This window comes from Bacillus sp. JK62 (assembly GCF_053663455.1).
The window spans coordinates 456,859-473,322 of record NZ_JBSJQA010000006.1; the positions used below are offsets into that span (position 1 = coordinate 456,859).

13 protein-coding genes are annotated in these 16,464 nt (G+C 45.4%); 1 reads left to right on the plus strand and 12 read right to left on the minus strand.

What is annotated here, in order from left to right:
- Nucleotides 1-275: 275 nt before the first annotated feature.
- Entirely contained in the window at nt 276-485 is a 210-nt protein-coding gene (locus ACWJJ4_RS15560) for a hypothetical protein (RefSeq protein ID WP_454021799.1), read from the plus strand.
- Between the two features lie 399 nt (nt 486-884).
- Here the strand turns inward: ACWJJ4_RS15560 and mutL are convergent, their stop codons facing one another.
- The 12 genes from mutL to recA form a co-directional block, all read right to left on the minus strand.
- Nucleotides 885-2,762 (minus strand): DNA mismatch repair endonuclease MutL, encoded by a 1,878-nt coding sequence (mutL, locus tag ACWJJ4_RS15565; RefSeq protein WP_038463888.1) that lies wholly within the window; start codon nt 2,760-2,762, stop codon nt 885-887.
- A gap of 15 nt (nt 2,763-2,777) precedes the next feature.
- A complete protein-coding gene (gene mutS, locus ACWJJ4_RS15570; protein ID WP_094246926.1) occupies nt 2,778-5,363 on the minus strand; it encodes a DNA mismatch repair protein MutS in 2,586 nt (861 codons plus the stop codon).
- A 118-nt stretch (nt 5,364-5,481) separates the two neighbouring features.
- Nucleotides 5,482-6,027 (minus strand): outer spore coat protein CotE, encoded by a 546-nt coding sequence (gene cotE / locus ACWJJ4_RS15575; RefSeq protein ID WP_003154111.1) that lies wholly within the window; start codon nt 6,025-6,027, stop codon nt 5,482-5,484.
- Nucleotides 6,028-6,280: 253 nt separating this feature from the next.
- On the minus strand, nt 6,281-6,712 hold the full coding sequence (locus tag ACWJJ4_RS15580) for a RicAFT regulatory complex protein RicA family protein (protein ID WP_003154113.1): 432 nt from the start codon (nt 6,710-6,712) through the stop codon (nt 6,281-6,283).
- A gap of 2 nt (nt 6,713-6,714) precedes the next feature.
- Complete coding sequence (miaB, locus tag ACWJJ4_RS15585; RefSeq protein WP_003154116.1) at nt 6,715-8,244, minus strand: tRNA (N6-isopentenyl adenosine(37)-C2)-methylthiotransferase MiaB; 1,530 nt, start codon at nt 8,242-8,244, stop codon at nt 6,715-6,717.
- Nucleotides 8,245-8,386: 142 nt separating this feature from the next.
- The gene (locus ACWJJ4_RS15590) at nt 8,387-9,565 is read right to left on the minus strand and encodes a glycine C-acetyltransferase (RefSeq protein WP_029325912.1); all 1,179 of its coding nucleotides are present in this window, start codon (nt 9,563-9,565) and stop codon (nt 8,387-8,389) included.
- Nucleotides 9,566-9,577: 12 nt separating this feature from the next.
- Nucleotides 9,578-10,624: an L-threonine 3-dehydrogenase gene (tdh, locus tag ACWJJ4_RS15595; RefSeq protein ID WP_326375040.1), complete on the minus strand. Its 1,047-nt coding sequence runs from the start codon at nt 10,622-10,624 to the stop codon at nt 9,578-9,580.
- A 257-nt stretch (nt 10,625-10,881) separates the two neighbouring features.
- A complete protein-coding gene (gene spoVS, locus ACWJJ4_RS15600) occupies nt 10,882-11,142 on the minus strand; it encodes a stage V sporulation protein SpoVS (protein ID WP_003154135.1) in 261 nt (86 codons plus the stop codon).
- Nucleotides 11,143-11,341: 199 nt separating this feature from the next.
- On the minus strand, nt 11,342-12,136 hold the full coding sequence (locus tag ACWJJ4_RS15605; protein ID WP_003154137.1) for a TIGR00282 family metallophosphoesterase: 795 nt from the start codon (nt 12,134-12,136) through the stop codon (nt 11,342-11,344).
- Between the two features lie 60 nt (nt 12,137-12,196).
- On the minus strand, nt 12,197-13,756 hold the full coding sequence (rny, locus tag ACWJJ4_RS15610; protein ID WP_003154140.1) for a ribonuclease Y: 1,560 nt from the start codon (nt 13,754-13,756) through the stop codon (nt 12,197-12,199).
- A gap of 292 nt (nt 13,757-14,048) precedes the next feature.
- Nucleotides 14,049-15,230 carry a serine hydrolase domain-containing protein gene (locus ACWJJ4_RS15615; RefSeq protein WP_077722212.1) on the minus strand — a complete coding sequence of 394 codons (1,182 nt, stop codon included), beginning with the start codon at nt 15,228-15,230 and terminating at the stop codon, nt 14,049-14,051.
- Nucleotides 15,231-15,397: 167 nt separating this feature from the next.
- Nucleotides 15,398-16,441, minus strand: coding sequence for a recombinase RecA (gene recA / locus ACWJJ4_RS15620; RefSeq protein ID WP_003154145.1), 1,044 nt, complete (start codon nt 16,439-16,441; stop codon nt 15,398-15,400).
- Between the last annotated feature and the right edge of the window lie 23 nt (nt 16,442-16,464).

Sequence of the window (16,464 nt, forward strand, 5' to 3'; positions counted from 1 at the left end):
TTGGGACGCAATACCTACTAAAGTTAAAGCTGCTATGGGTGGAATCGGTAGTTTTAAAATAATTCTTAATATCATTGGCAATTTTACTGGTGCAGTTGAAGATGCGTGCTATGCGGATGCTCTAAAAGTAACTGGCAACCCGGCAACAACTTTGTGGATTACTAAAACTCTTATGCTTTTCCTTTAAACGGGGCTATTGTTGGTGTTTAACAAATTTATCCTGTGTTAAGCTTTAAAGTGATTATTTTCTAAAGTGTTTAAGATCGGAGGTAACTATGGAAGATAAAAGTAATGCTGAACCGAGCCCAATAGCTATAAGAATTCTAACTTATATCATTCCTATAATTTTAATAGGGCTTATCCTTGTCCTTAAGAATATTAACACCGCCGCAGCGGAAATTTCATTTTATATTGTTGCTGTCGGTGTAGTTCTCTTAGTGGTTTTCAGTTTAATCAAAAATAGAAAAAAATGCAGGAAGAACTAAATATAAGGGGGGCTAATTACTAGTCCCCCTTGACTAACTTGCGAATAGTATAACCCGCCAAATTCCAATTTTATTTAAATTCTTCACAAATAGCATGAGATTTTTCAGGAATCGTTTTCTCCATTATTTCACTATTAATGCAGTCAATTGACGATATAGACGGTTCCACCAAACACAGGATACTACATCGCCAACCCCAATTACTACCCATAAACAATTTTTATATGACAGAAAAACAGCTGGATGTTAAACAAATTATCTTCATGATTTACGGTATACCATGCAACAATTATGCCAGAAATTAAAAAACTCAAAAGTTATCTCTGAAAGGCTGGGTCATTCAAACTAGTAAGGCTGCTTGCGGGTAAATAACGGTTTAGTCTCACATAAACGTTGTTATTACATCACACGCTTAAACATCTTCTCCATTTCATACGTACTGTGATGGATAATGATCGGCCGGCCGTGCGGGCATGTGAACGGGTCTGTCGTTCGGCGCAGGTCGTCCAAGAGCGCTTTGATTTCGTCGTTGCGCAAATGGCGGTTCGCTTTGATTGAGCCTTTGCAGCTCATCATAATGGCCGCTTCCTCCCGCAGTTTTTTAATATCGATCTGTTTGGCGTCAAGCACCTGCTGAATGATTTCTTCAATCAGTTCAGCTTCTTCCCCTTTTGGAAACCAGGCCGGATGGCAGCGGACGATGTAGCTGTTCGTGCCGAATGCTTCTAAAAATACTCCGACGCTTTCAAGCTCATGCTGATGCTGGTCAATGATCAGCGCTTCATTTGCCGCATAATGAAAGGTGAGCGGCACGATCATATCCTGTACTTCAGGCTCGACCTGCCCGACTTTCTCCCGGAAATATTCGTATTTAATCCGTTCTTGCGCCGCATGCTGGTCAATGATATACAAGCCGTTTTCGTTTTGGGCTAAAATATATGTCCCGTGCATTTGGCCGATCGGATACATCACCGGAACTCTTTCTTCCCGTATTTCTTCAGAGTCAGCCTCCACTTCAGGCTCCGGAATATCGGAAACAGGCGCTTCCGTTACCGGCATGCCGATCTTCGGCGGCACTCCGTGACCTGCTTCATCCGTCAGGGACTCTTCTTCTATGACCGGCTCAGGCTCTTTTACGACCGAACTCAGTTTCATCGGTGAGTAAGACGGCTCAGGCGTTTTTTCAGGAAGTTTCCGCTCAGGCGCGCTTTCCTCGAATGTCATAAATTGCTGTTCGTTTTTGGCCGGTGCCGGCGCTGATTTTTTCGGTAGCTGGGCGCTCGGAATAAGCCGCTGCTTTTGAAACACTTCCTTTATCCCGTCACGGATCAGCTCATGCAGCTCCGTCTCTTTGCTGAGGCGGACTTCAAGCTTCGACGGATGGACATTGACATCGACCAAAATCGGGTCCATCGTAATTTCGATAAACGTAATCGGATGGCGGCCGATCGGCAGAAGTGTGTGATAGCCCTCATGCACCGCTTTTACAAGCGGGAAATTCTTAATGTATCTTCCGTTAATGACAGATGACATGTAGTTTCTGGATGCACGCGTGATTTCCGGAAGCGCAATGTAGCCCTTGACTTCAAAATCAAGCGAGCTGACATGGAGCGGTATCATTTTTTTCGCAACCGCCGTCCCGTAAATTGCGGCCAGCACATGGCGCACGTCCCCGTTACCGTTTGTCTGCAGCAGATTTTTCCCCTGATGGCGGAGACGGATGGATACTTCCGGATGCGCAAGAGCAATCCGGTTGACGACATCCGTAATATTGCCGAGCTCCGTATGCACGGTTTTCATATATTTCAATCTGGCGGGTGTATTGAAAAACAGGTTGGTAACGATAATCTCCGTTCCTTTTCTGCTGGAGGATTTCTGTTCAGAAATGATATTCCCGCCCTGAAGAATGAGATGGGTTCCCGCTCCCTCGCCGATGCTCGTTTTGATTTCCAGATGAGAAACAGACGCGATACTTGGCAAAGCTTCTCCGCGGAAACCGAGTGTTCTCACCCGGAACAGGTCGTTTTCATCTTTGATTTTGCTGGTCGCGTGGCGGCGGAAAGCTCGCTTGCAATCATCGGTTTCCATACCTTCGCCGTTATCGAGCACCCGAATCGACGAAAGCCCCGCTTCCTCTATGTCGATTTCAATGACTGTGCTGTTTGCGTCGATGGCGTTTTCCACCAATTCTTTAACGACTGAGGCAGGCCGTTCGACCACCTCACCGGCCGCTATTTTATTTGAGAGTTCATCTGACAGCTGGATGACTTTTGCCAAGTCCGTCACCTCTTTCTATTTTAATTTTTTTTGCAGCTTGTACATTTCATTCATCGCCTCAAGCGGCGTCATATCGAGAATATTGATTGACTTAAAAGCTTCAAGCACTTGTTTTTCTTTATTAGAAACAGCCGGTGTCTTCTGTTCTTTTTCACCGTCAGCAAAAAAGGACAGCTGTGCCGGTTCTTCTTTGACGGCGGGCTTTTTCTCAGGTGCCGCCGGAAGCTCCGGTTTATCTCCCGTCTGCTCAAGCTGTTTCAAAATCTCCTGCGCCCGGCTGATCAGATCGTCCGGAAGCTCCGCAAGCTGGGCGACATGAATGCCGTAACTTTTATCTGCGGCTCCTTCTTTGATTTGATGGAGAAACACGACCGTTCCGTTATATTCCTCTGCGCGCACATGAACGTTTTTCAGCTGAGGAAGCTTATCTTCAAGCACCGTCAGCTCATGATAATGCGTGCTGAACAGTGTTTTAGCGCCGATATGATCATGAACATATTCAATAATCGCCTGTGCCAGCGCCATTCCGTCGTACGTTGATGTCCCGCGGCCGATTTCATCAAACAGGATCAGGCTGTCTTTTGTGGCGTTCACAATCGCGTTTTTCGCTTCCAGCATTTCCACCATAAAGGTGCTTTGTCCGGAAATCAAATCATCCGCCGCCCCGATTCTCGTGAAGATTTGATCAAAAATCGGCAGAACCGCTTCTTTTGCGGGCACAAAACAGCCGATCTGGGCCATGATCGATAGAAGTGCGATCTGTCTCATGTACGTGCTTTTACCTGACATATTCGGACCCGTAATCAGGAGCATTTCCCGCGAATCGCCCATCAGGCAGTTGTTCGGCACGTATTCTTGACTGTCCATCACCTTTTCGACGACGGGGTGTCTCCCTTCAATGACTTTTACTTCATTATCAGAAAAGACGGGCTTTGTGTAATGCCTGTTTTCACTGATCGTAGCAAAGCATTGCAGCGCATCCAGCTCACTCATTTGTTTGGCAAGACGCTGCAGACGCGGAATAAATTGTTTCACCTTTTCACGCAGTCCGGCAAAAAGCTCATATTCCAGCTCGCAGATGTTGTTTTCCGCTTCTAAAATAAGCGCTTCTTTTTCCTTCAATTCCGGCGTAATGTACCGTTCGGCGTTTGTGAGGGTCTGCTTCCGCTCATACCGCCCGTCCTCAAGCAGATGAAGGTTTGCTTTTGTGACTTCAATATAATAGCCGAACACTTTATTGAAACCGACCTTTAATGAACGGATGCCCGTATAAGCGCGTTCCTGCTGCTCCAGTCTGGCAATCCAGTCTTTACCGTTTTTGCTGGCGTCACGGTACTCATCGAGCTTCTGATGATAGCCGTCTTTAATTAAGTTGCCTTCTTTTAACGATAACGGCGGGTTTTCATGAAGGGCTTCTTCTAACAGGTCAAGCAAATCTCCGCACGGATCAATCAAGCCGGCGCGTTCTTTTGCTTTTTTATGGTTAAGAGACCCTACAAGCTCTTTAATGCTCGGCACTTGTTTTAAAGATTCTTTCAGCTGGATTAAATCCCTTGCGTTGACGTTTCCGAATGCGACCCGGCCCGCCAGACGTTCTAAATCGTATACTTCCTTCAGGCGCTCGCGCAGATCTTCACGCTCAAACAGATGATTGATCAGCGTCTCGACCATTTCCTGGCGTTCTTCGATTTGGGATGCCCTGATCAGCGGACGGTCAATCCATTGTTTGAGAAGCCGGCCGCCCATCGCTGTTTTCGTCTCGTCTAAAAGCCAAAGCAATGACCCTTTTTTGCTTTTCGAACGGATCGTTTCCGTGAGCTCAAGATTCCGTTTTGAATACAGGTCAATTTTCATCGCTTCTTCCAATTCATATACTTGAACCGGCTGCAGATGATCCAGGCTCCGTTTTTGCGTTTTCTGCAAATACGTATATAAACGCATAAACGTCTCTGTCAGCTCTTCGCCCGGCAAGTGCTTTGCGATTTCAATGCGTTCTGTTATTTCCCCGTCTTCGATCGAAATCGTTGCGCTGCACCGTTCTTTCAGCTGAGCAGCTGTATGTTCGTTAAACTTGCTTGATACGACAATTTCCTTTGCGCCGACTGAGTAAATTTCTGACATGACATCTTCAATCCGCTCAATAAATACGGCCAGGTTTTCTCCGGTCGTTAAGTCCGATAAAGCGAGACCGTATCCGTTACGAAATTCGGAAACGGAAGCGATAAAGTTGTTTTCCGACTCATGGATGCCTTTTCCATCCATCACGGTTCCCGGGGTGATCAGCTGGACGACTTCTCTTTTTACAACGCCTTTAGCCGCCTTCGGATCTTCCGTCTGCTCACAGATCGCCACTTTATAGCCCTTTTTAATCAGCTGTTCAATATAAGCCGCCGCAGAATGATACGGCACGCCGCACATCGGAATTTTATCAGCCGAACCTCCGTCTCTGCTTGTCAGTGTAATTTCAAGCTCTTGCGACGCTTTTTTTGCATCTTCAAAAAACATTTCATAAAAGTCACCAAGCCGAAAAAATAAAAAGGCATCTTGGTGCTCTGCCTTTATCTTCAAATATTGCTGTATCATAGGCGTGTAACTAGCCATCATTTAATCCCTCACTATGTATCTTCTCTTATCCGAATCCCATTATAACATAAACAAAAGAGTGATATCTTTATATATAAAAAAGAGACTTGGGGTGTTAAACTCCCCTAGCCTCAACTTATTCTTCAGGATCTCCGACTAAAAATTCAGGGTTAATGTCCTCTAATTCTTCATCAAGATCGTCTTCCCAATCATCATCATCGTCTTCTTCCCAGTCAGGATTGACTTCGACGACGACTTTCGTTTCACCGACCACTTCTGCTAAAAATTCTCTCTCTGCCTGAACCACGATTTTATTTCCGTTAGGAGAAATGGTGACTTCAAGACAATTCGGCTGCTGCAGCACTTTGGCAATGACTTCGTGTTCGTCATCTAAGTAATTTGTGTCTCTGTATCTGAGTTTAATCACATCGACATACTTTACTCTCTCGGTTACAACTTCCGTTTTTGTATTATCGGCGTAAGAGTACCAGACGTTTATATCATAATACCCTTCAATTTCTACAGTCTTCCCGATCTTTTCGGCATCGTACTTGTGGTTGATAATCCAGCCGCCCAATATACTTGACGGTTTTTCTCCAGGCGAGATCGTGTTGGTGCATTGGGTGAATTTTCTTCCTTTCGCAACTACCGCTTTCGTAATAATTTCCCTGTATTCAGACATTCCGGCAGGCCTCCTTGTTCTTCTTCGTGTTATCTTATGCTGGGCATTTGTCTCATGTGCATTTTTATAATAAAAATATAAAAATACAAAGTTTCTGTTTCATTGTATGCAGCCCTGCCCAGAAACTTTACTTTTAAGTATGATAAAACTTTCCAGTAAAAATAGGACAAAACGTTGAGACAATGAAAATTTAGTACATATTACAATTAGTTCTCAAACAGCAAAAAAACAAGGGCCGATGAAGGCCCCGTGTTTAAATAGAACAGCTGTTATTCGAATGTTTTACTTTTGAACCGGTTTCTCCCGTCAGCAGGTTGCCTCCGGTAGATGTAATGATTTCGTTTGTCACCTGATTTGAGATCGTATGTGCGACAAGCTGAAGAAGGTCATTGACCTCAATCTGGGAATCTCTGAATTCCTGAATGATCGGAATCCCTTCAAGCTCTTCCTGCAGGGCGTCAATTTTACTTTCCACTTGTTTCAGCGCTTCAAGCTTTTCGTAGTGCTTCAGGTTAACGGCTTGCTTTTGCAGGGTTTTAATCTGATTAATAATCGCAGAGACTTTTTCATTTTCGTTAATCTGCGCCTCAGCGCGTTTGAAAAAATCAACTTCTTCTGTTTCAGAAATCATTTTCGCAAGGTTCCTAGCCTGCTGTACAATGTCTTTCTTTGAGTAAAGCGTCATTATTATTTCACCTCGATTGCTTCTCCTGCCATCACACCGTCAAGCGACCATGTTTTCGCCTGTTCGATTTTGACGCGTACAATCTTGCCGATGGCGTCTTTCGGCCCTTTGAAGTTGACGAGCTTGCTTTTTTCCGTATAGCCGGCAAGAATGTCAGGGTTATTTTTGCTTTCTCCCTCAACTAATACTTCGACAGTCCTGCCTTCATATTCCTTCATTTTTTTGGCTGAAATTTCTTTCACCAAATCATTGAGGCGCTGAAGACGTTCTTTCTTGACCCTCATCGGAACATTGTCTTTCATCTTCGCCGCTGGTGTGCCTTCACGAGGAGAGTAAATAAACGTATATGCGCTGTCAAATTCCACTTCGCGATATAACGAAAGGGTTTCTTCAAATTGTTCATCCGTTTCATTCGGAAAACCGACAATAATATCGGTCGTCAGTGAAGCGTTCGGCATCGCCGCTTTAATTTTTCCGACAAGCTCCAGATAGCGTTCTCGGTCATATTTACGGGCCATCATTTTTAACATCGCTGAGCTTCCCGATTGAACCGGAAGATGGATATGGTCTAAAAGGTTGCCGCCTTTGGCTAGCACTTCGATCAGATGATCATCAAAGTCACGCGGATGACTCGTCGTGAACCGGATTCTCGGAATATCAATTTTACGCAGTTCGTCCATTAAATCACCGAGACCGTACGTCATATCCTCAAAATCTTTTCCATACGCATTCACGTTTTGACCGAGCAGCGTGATTTCTTTATAGCCTTCGCTTGCAAGTCTTCTGACTTCCTGGATAATTTCCTCAGGACGGCGGCTTCGTTCTTTTCCGCGGGTATACGGTACGATGCAGTATGTGCAGAACTTGTCGCAGCCGTACATAATGTTGACCCAGCCTTTAATTTTTCCGTTGCGGACTTTCGGAAGGTTCTCAATGACATCCCCTTCCTTCGACCACACTTCAATGACCATCTCTTTTGATAAATATGCCTCTGATAACAGTTCCGGCAGACGGTGAATGTTGTGTGTGCCGAAAATCATATCGACAAACGGGTGCTTCTTAAGGATGCGATTTACGACTGATTCTTCCTGTGACATGCAGCCGCAGACGCCGAGAATCAAGTCCGGGTTATTTTTTTTGAGCGCCTTTAAATGGCCGAGCTCTCCGAACACTTTGTTTTCAGCGTTTTCCCGGATGGCGCAAGTGTTTAATAAAATAACGTTCGCGTCATCAACCGAATTTGTCGCTTCATAACCGAGCGCCATAAAAATACCCGCCATGACTTCCGTATCATGCTCGTTCATTTGGCATCCGTACGTGCGGATATAAAATTTCCTGCCTTCACCGAGGCCTTTAAATTCTTCTGAGATTTTAAAATCGTTATGATATTGAACGGATTCTTTGCCCCGTTTTTTCGCATCTTTTAAAGAAGGCGGAATATATACGGCTTCAAAATACTTGCTGTAATCCTTTTCGGATTTTTTGTCCGCCGGATTCACTTGTCCGCTTTCCTGCTTTTGCTTTTCATTCATGTTCGAATGTCTCCTTTCAACCGAAACTTCCACCCTCAAGTATACTGGTTAAAAGCGTTTGGCACAACCGCCAGCCTATTATTGTACACCTTATTGAGAATAAGAATCAATAAGAAATAAAAAAGAGGGAATCATTTCCCCCTTACACAAGCTGAAGCTCTTTTGCGGCTGAACGGATTACTTCCAGGGCCCGGTCAAGCTCCTCTTTTGTATGCTCCGCCGTAATAATGGTGCGGATTCTCGCTTTTCCTTGGGCGACCGTCGGGTACACGATGCTTTGCGCAAACACGCCGCGGGTCAATAAAAGGTCTGATAATGCCTGGGCTTTTTCTTCCTCCCCTATTAATATCGGCACGATCGGTGTTTCGCTTTTTGTGAGGGTCAGCCCCATTTGAACCAGTTTGTCTTTGAAATACGCCGTGTTCTCCCATAGCTTTTCCATATGCTCCGGCTCTTCCAGCAGGACGTCAATGGCTTCTATGCATGCGGCCGTTACCGCAGGCGGATGAGAAGTGCTGAATAAGAAAGGGCGTCCTTTATGGCGCAGGTAATCGATCAGAACCTGCGACCCTGCGGCGTAACCGCCAAGCACTCCGATGGCTTTGCTTAATGTGCCCACTTGTATGTGGACTCTTCCGTCAAGCCCGAAGTGATTAACCGTTCCCCTTCCGTTTTTTCCGAGTACGCCGGAAGCATGCGCGTCGTCGACCATCACAAAGGCATCGTACGCCTCTGCAAGTTTGACGATGTCAGGCAAAGGAGCGATGTTGCCGTCCATTGAGAATACGCCGTCGGTGACGATCAGGCGCATGCGGTAATTCATTGATTTTTTCAGCACCCTTTCCAAATCGTCCATATCAACATGGCGGTACACCTTTTTATCTGCTTTTGTCAGCCTGATTCCGTCAATAATGGAAGCATGGTTCAGTTCGTCAGAGATCACGATATCTTCTTTTGTAAGAATGCTTGATAAGACGCCCTGATTCGTTGTGAACCCCGATTGAAAAACAAGTGCCGCTTCTGTTTTTTTAAAGTTTGCCAATTTTTTCTCCAGCTCATTGTGCATTGTGAATGTTCCGGCGATTGTACGGACGGACCCCGTACCCGCTCCGAATTCTTCCGCGGCGCGTTTGGCCGCTTCGACAAGTCTCGGATGCGACGTCAAACCGAGATAATTGTTCGATGAAAGCTGTATCACGTTTTCCCCTTTGACTTCCACCGACGGACCCTGCTTCGTTTCAATTTGTTTCATTTGCTGCCACGTTTTATTTTCTTTCATTTTATCAAGCTCTGCTTTTAGAAATTCAAATTCTTTCATGATAGAACCCTCCCCTTATGGAATCAAAATGACTTTGCCGCACTGTCCCTTTCTCATCAGGTCAAACCCTTTTTCAAAGTCTTCAAGCGGAAACTGATGCGTGATCACCGGCGTCAGATCAACAAGGCCGGATTCAAGCAGGTGCGATACCTGCCGCCATGTTTCAAACATTTTTCTGCCTGTGATGCCTTGGACGGTAAGTCCTTTAAACACCACGTCATTTGTCAGGTCAACCGTCACCGGACGTTCCGGCAGACTCAGCATGTGGAACCTTCCCCCGTTCGCCGCCATCTTTAATCCTTGTGTTATGGCTGCCGGGTGGCCTGACATTTCGCAGACAAGGTCGATCCCTTCTCCGCCTGTTAAGGTGTCGATCACCTCAAGCGGATCTTCCTCGTCAGCTGAAATGGTGATCGCAGCTCCCAATTTCTTCGCAAGAGCCAGCCTGTAATCATTTTTATCAATGGCCGCAATACGGGATGCACCGGCCGCTTTAGCCACCGCCACCGCCATCAGCCCGATCGGTCCGCAGCCGATAATTGCAGCGGAACCGCCCGCAAGCCGGCTGCTTTCCAGCACCGTATGCACCGCGTTGCCAAGCGGCTCCTGAACAGAGGCGACGGCGGGGTCCATATCAGCGGGGTTTTTCCAAACATTTCGGTCCGGCACTTTGACATATTCAGCGAAGGAGCCGGCTGTATCTACGCCGAGTATCTTTGTATGGGTGCACACATGATGTTTTCCTGTTAAACACGGGACACAAGTACCGCAGACGAAGTGGGTTTCAGCCGAAACGTAGTCACCTATTTTGACATTTGTGACGTGCTTGCCTGTTTCCGCTACGATACCGCTGAATTCATGTCCGAATACTTGAGGTGTTTTGATTCGTTTCTGCGCCCATTGATCCCAATTATAAATATGCACATCTGTACCGCATATAGATGCGGCCTGTACTTTAATGAGAACTTCATTCTCATTAATGGAAGGTATGGGAATTTCTTTCAGAGTTGCTCCGAAAGCGTTTTCATTTTTGACGATAGCTTTCATCTTTCCTCCCAACATGTACACTCCTCCTCGAAAAAACACTGTAATAACTGGATTGTAACATGAGTTAAAAAGGAGGTAAATACCAGTGTCCACTCCAAGAAAACAACTGCTTCCGTCCGGAAAAATGGGCGGGATTTTTTTTGAATATTATATGAATAAAGCCATTTATCATCTCTTCGTACTATTAATATAATATTGTGAGAAAATATGACAGCAATAAAAACAACCTGCTCGCCTTACGCAAGCAGGTTGAGAATGTCATGTTTTTGTTTTTAACGGGGTTCGACGATTAACTTAATCGCCGTTCTTTCTTCTCCGTCAATCTGTATATCTGTAAAAGCCGGAATACAAATCAAATCTACGCCGCTTGGCGCGACAAAGCCTCTGGCAATCGCAACCGCTTTAACAGCCTGGTTTAAGGCACCCGCCCCAATTGCTTGAATTTCGGCGGCTCCGCGTTCCCTCAATACGCCGGCAAGCGCGCCTGCTACTGAATTTGGACTTGATTTTGCTGAAACTTTTAAGATTTCCATTTCTGCTCCCCCTTAGTTTTACAATGGATAAGTGAGTGTTCATTAGAACAATCATTATTAGATGTTGCTATCCAAAAAGCCATCCCCACAATGCTTTTCAAAAATAGCGGGCTACCTTCCATTTCTACTATATTCACTAAGAAGTTGCTATATTCCTGCTTTTCCTTTTAATATTTTTATAAAATAAACACATGATCACCTATTCAAAGAACATATGGTCATCATTGATTAATATCCGTTCGATATTTACGGCCTTTTTCGTTTGATCGTCGATGTCAATGAGCACTCCGCTCAGCGTAGTTTTACCTTCCGCCACCGTAAACCGGACGGGAAGATTGGTTTTAAACCGCTTGATGACCGTTTCTCTGTCCATACCGAGAATTCCGTCGTACGGACCCGTCATGCCTACATCAGTAATATATGCCGTTCCTTTCGGCAAAATGCGGTTATCTGCCGTTTGCACGTGTGTATGGGTGCCTACCACGGCAGAGGCTCTTCCGTCTGTGTACCAGCCGATCGCAATTTTTTCGCTTGTCGCTTCGGCGTGAAAATCAATAAAAATGTACGGCGTGCGCTTTTTCGCTTCTTCTATTAATTCATCCGCTTTAGCAAACGGATCATCAAGCGGCGGAAGAAACGTCCGCCCCTGTAAATTAATGACGGCAAGCTCTTTTCCGTTCGATTTAATATAGGTAATGCCTTTGCCCGGCGTACCTTCCGGGAAATTCGCCGGCCGGACAAGATGCGGCACATCATCAATAAAGTCGAAGATCTCTCTTTTATCCCACGTATGGTTTCCCATTGTAATGGCATCTGCTCCCGCTTCCATCAGGCTGTGGTAGATCTTTTCTGTCAGTCCTTTTCCGTGTGCTGCATTTTCTCCGTTAATAATTGTAAAATGCGGTTTATGTTTCGCTTTCAGTTTCGGGACATATTCTTTTACCATGTCGCGGCCCGGGGAACCGACAACATCTCCGATAAATAAAATTCTCATACATTCCATTCCTTCCTTTTCAGGGACTCAAAAAAATAAAGTGATGCGCTAAGCATCACTTTATTTTGCATACTCTACGGCTCGAGTTTCTCTGATCACGGTCACTTTAATGTGTCCCGGATAATCAAGCTCGTCCTCAATTCGTTTACGGATATCACGCGCCAAACGATGGGCTTCTAAATCATTAATGGAGTCCGGCTTCACCATGATGCGAACTTCACGGCCGGCCTGAATCGCAAATGATTTTTCAACACCTTCGTAAGACTCGGAGATTTCTTCAAGCTTTTCAAGTCTGCGGATATAGTTTTCGAGCGTTTCACTTCTCGCGCCCGGTCTTGCGGCTGACAGTGCATCAGCGGCAGCGACCAGAACGGCGATAATGGAAGTCGGCTCTTCGTCTCCGTGGTGTGACGCAATACTGTTAATAACGACTGGATGCTCTTTATATTTGGTCGCAAGCTCCACTCCGATTTCCACGTGGCTTCCTTCCACTTCATGGTCAATTGCTTTACCGATGTCATGCAGAAGACCGGCCCGCTTGGCAAGCTTTGCATCTTCTCCAAGCTCGGAAGCCATTAAACCGGCTAAAAACGCAACTTCCATAGAATGTTTCAGTACGTTCTGCCCGTAGCTTGTACGGAATTTCAACCGGCCGAGGATCTTGATCAGATCCGGGTGGAGTCCGTGAACGCCGACTTCAAACGTCGTCTGCTCACCCATTTCCCGGATATAGTCATCAACCTCACGGCGGGATTTTTCAACCATTTCTTCAATGCGCGCCGGATGAATACGGCCATCCTGAACGAGTTTATCAAGAGCGATTCTTGCCGTCTCCCGTCTGATCGGATCAAATCCGGAAAGAATGACTGCTTCAGGTGTGTCATCAATAATCAGGTCGATACCTGTAAGCGTTTCAAGCGTACGAATGTTACGCCCTTCACGGCCGATGATACGTCCTTTCATCTCATCATTCGGAAGATTGACGACCGATACCGTCGTTTCGGCAACATGATCTGCTGCACAGCGCTGCAAAGCAAGCGACAGAATGTTTTTCGCCTTTTTATCTGCCTCTTCTTTCGCACGGTTTTCGGTTTCTTTTGTCATGATGGCGATGTCATGTGAAAGCTCATTTTCAACCCGGTCAAGAATGATTTGTTTCGCTTCATCCCGTGTCAGGCTCGAAATGCGTTCGAGTTCTGACTGCTGCATACGAATCATCTCATCCACTTTGCTTTCCATCTCTTCAATATGTTGTTGTCGTTCATTCAGAGAATGATCTTTCTTCTCCAACATCGCTTCCCGTTTATCAATTCCTTCGTGTTTACGGTCAAGATTTTCTTCTTTTTGAAGTAAACGGTTTTCTTGTTTTTGAAGCTCATTTCGTCTTTCACGAACTTCCTGTTCAGCATCTATTCGAAGTGTATGGATTTCGTCCTTTGCTTCAAGCAGAGCTTCTTTTTTCAGTGCTTCAGCATCACGCTTTGCATCTTCAAGGATTTGCTCGGCAGCACCGCGTGCGCCCGCAATCTTTGCTTCGGCAATGGTTTTACGAACATAGTAGCCAACAACTAAACCGAGCAGAGTCAGCAAAATGGAGATGAGAACCGTCATTGGGGTCATACTTTCACCTCCTCTTGCTATGAACTTGGTTTTTGCTTAAATAAGTGCCGGCATGTACATTGTCTGATTTTCTCAACATACAGAACCTTCACAGGGAATGAGTCTCTCATGCCCTTGTCAAGTTTAAATGGTTTAACAATCATGTTAAAAAAACAAATGTTACAACTTCATTGTAATTGTGTCGGAAATACTTGTCAAGCTTGCCAGCTTAACGATTCGCCTTCAGCTCGGATCGTTGCCCATGTATATATCATACCATACCTTCCTCCGCTTTTCGTGAATGACGGCTCTGTCAGTCCGCCTGGTTAAGCAATTGGTAAATTCTATTGTTTACCTGTCCTAATTTGGCGTTATTCTGAATGTTTGACAGTAATATGACATATTTGCTTGCCGAATGGCTGAAGCTGTTCAAAATGTTGTAACCGGGCATAACACCGTGATTGGAATAGCTTCCCGGATCAATGTAAAACCCCATCCCGTAAGCGGCACTGCTTCCTGCTGTAAACATTTTTGTGAAGCTTTCTTTTGAAAGGAGCGTGCCGTTTACGATCGCTTTATCAAATTTATAGAGATCTTCAGCGCTCATATACATGTCGCCCGCCCCGTACAGCTGCGATAAGTCCAAAAGGTGCGGCGTTACAAGACTGCCGCTCTCATCGACTTTGTAGCCGACGGCAGGATATTTGGCTTCAGCAAATGTTTTGTAAAATCCGGCATGCTTCATTCCGGCCGGTTTGAACACGTGTTCTTTTATATATTGTTCATAAGACTCCCCGCTGACCTGAGATACGATATAAGCAAGCACTGAATAGTTGGAATCCCTGTAATCCCAAACCCCGGGCTGCCGTTTAATTCCGCGGTATTCTATATCCTTGATTAAATCAATTGGAGAAATCGGTCCCCGACCCTCAATATGCCCGTTTATGCCGGACGTATGATTGAGCAGGTTTTTCAATGTAATGCGCGTGCCGTTAGGAAAATTCGGCAAGTATGTACTGACGGGGTCACTCGTCTGCAGCAGCCCTTTTTCTTCAAGCTGCAGGACAGCCGTCGCGATTAACGCTTTTTGTGAAGAACCGATATAATATGATGTCTCCGGATTGTTTTTAATTTTTTGTTTTCGGTCCGCATAGCCAAAGCCTTTTTTCAGCACAACTTTTCCATCTTTTACGATCATTGCTGTGCCGCTGAACCCGATCTGTTGCAAGTAATTGCTGATCTGTTTATTGCGATCGATTGATTTAGGTGTTTTCTCTTTTTGCGTCTTTTCTTTTTTCTGTTGAGTCTGGTCTTTTGAAGTATCAGATTGAGCGGCGGGAGCATTTTTAACGGATTCCTTCTCCCGATGATGCGCTGTGACGGTCCAGATCATAATAAAAACAGTGACAAGCAGCAGAAAAAGAAACAGCCCTCCCGTTTTCATCAGCTTCTTCTTTCTTTTTTTATTTATTCTTGTGCGGCGGGGGCTCGTCATCTTTTTTCCTCCTCAGATATAATTTCAACTTTCGCCATGATGTTAGACGAGTGAAGGGTGAAAAAAGTTGTAACATTCCAGATAAAATTTTCCGAAACAGCCAGTGTTTTTTGAAACACACAAAAAAAAGAGCGGAAATTGCTTACTCCGCTCTTTTGATCGTGTTTTTATTCTTCTAATTCCATCTCTTCCTGAACTTCCTCCGCTTTGTCCGTTACACCGTTATTGTCTAAACCGTAATATTCACGGATTTGTTCCTGAATCATCAGCATGATGTCTTTATTTTCTTTTAAGAACTGCTTGGCGTTTTCACGGCCCTGACCGAGGCGTTCTTCTTCATAAGAATACCACGAACCGCTTTTTTGCACGATATCCAGTTCAGTTCCAAGGTCGATGATTTCCCCTTCTTTGGAGATTCCTTCACCGTACATAATGTCCACTTCAGCCGTACGGAACGGAGGAGCGACTTTGTTTTTTACGACTTTAATTCTCGTTTTATTCCCCATCACGTCGTTACCCTGCTTTAATTGCTCGGCACGGCGCACTTCAAGGCGCACGGAAGAATAGAATTTCAGCGCGCGGCCGCCCGGTGTCGTCTCCGGATTTCCGAACATAACGCCGACTTTTTCACGAATCTGGTTAATAAAGATTGCGATTGTTTTAGATTTATTGATGGCGCCGGAAAGCTTACGGAGCGCCTGAGACATAAGACGCGCCTGTAAACCGACGTGTGAATCACCCATGTCACCTTCAATTTCAGCTTTTGGAACAAGCGCCGCAACAGAGTCAACGACTACGATATCAACAGCTCCGCTTCGCACCAGCGCTTCAGCAATCTCAAGCGCCTGCTCTCCCGTATCCGGCTGAGAAAGCAGAAGCTCTTCGATATTGACACCGAGCTTTTGCGCGTAAACAGGATCAAGAGCATGCTCAGCATCAATAAATGCGGCCTGTCCGCCTTTTTCCTGAACCTCAGCGATTGCGTGAAGCGCTACAGTCGTTTTACCTGAGCTTTCAGGTCCGTATACTTCAATAATCCGTCCGCGCGGGTATCCGCCTATTCCGAGAGCGGTATCAAGTGCAAGGGAGCCGCTTGGCACCGTTGAAATTCTTGTATCCGTTTTTTCTCCGAGCTTCATGATGGAACCTTTGCCGAATTGTTTTTCTATTTGCTTAAGAGCCATATCTAAGGCTGCCTGACGATCACTCATTTATTTTTCCTCCTTTATCTTGC

Excerpts from the sequence above, each read along its gene's own strand:
- ACWJJ4_RS15560 (WP_454021799.1), top strand. The coding sequence starts at position 276 with ATGGAAGATAAAAGTAATGCTGAACCGAGCCCAATAGCTATAAGAATT.
- mutS (WP_094246926.1), bottom strand. The coding sequence starts at position 5,363 with ATGGCTAGTTACACGCCTATGATACAGCAATATTTGAAGATAAAGGCA.
- cotE (WP_003154111.1), bottom strand. The coding sequence starts at position 6,027 with ATGTCTGAATACAGGGAAATTATTACGAAAGCGGTAGTTGCGAAAGGA.
- ACWJJ4_RS15580 (WP_003154113.1), bottom strand. The coding sequence starts at position 6,712 with ATGACGCTTTACTCAAAGAAAGACATTGTACAGCAGGCTAGGAACCTT.
- miaB (WP_003154116.1), bottom strand. The coding sequence starts at position 8,244 with ATGAATGAAAAGCAAAAGCAGGAAAGCGGACAAGTGAATCCGGCGGAC.
- tdh (WP_326375040.1), bottom strand. The coding sequence starts at position 10,624 with ATGTTGGGAGGAAAGATGAAAGCTATCGTCAAAAATGAAAACGCTTTC.
- spoVS (WP_003154135.1), bottom strand. The coding sequence starts at position 11,142 with ATGGAAATCTTAAAAGTTTCAGCAAAATCAAGTCCAAATTCAGTAGCA.
- ACWJJ4_RS15605 (WP_003154137.1), bottom strand. The coding sequence starts at position 12,136 with ATGAGAATTTTATTTATCGGAGATGTTGTCGGTTCCCCGGGCCGCGAC.
- rny (WP_003154140.1), bottom strand. The coding sequence starts at position 13,756 with ATGACCCCAATGACGGTTCTCATCTCCATTTTGCTGACTCTGCTCGGT.
- ACWJJ4_RS15615 (WP_077722212.1), bottom strand. The coding sequence starts at position 15,230 with ATGACGAGCCCCCGCCGCACAAGAATAAATAAAAAAAGAAAGAAGAAG.
- recA (WP_003154145.1), bottom strand. The coding sequence starts at position 16,441 with ATGAGTGATCGTCAGGCAGCCTTAGATATGGCTCTTAAGCAAATAGAA.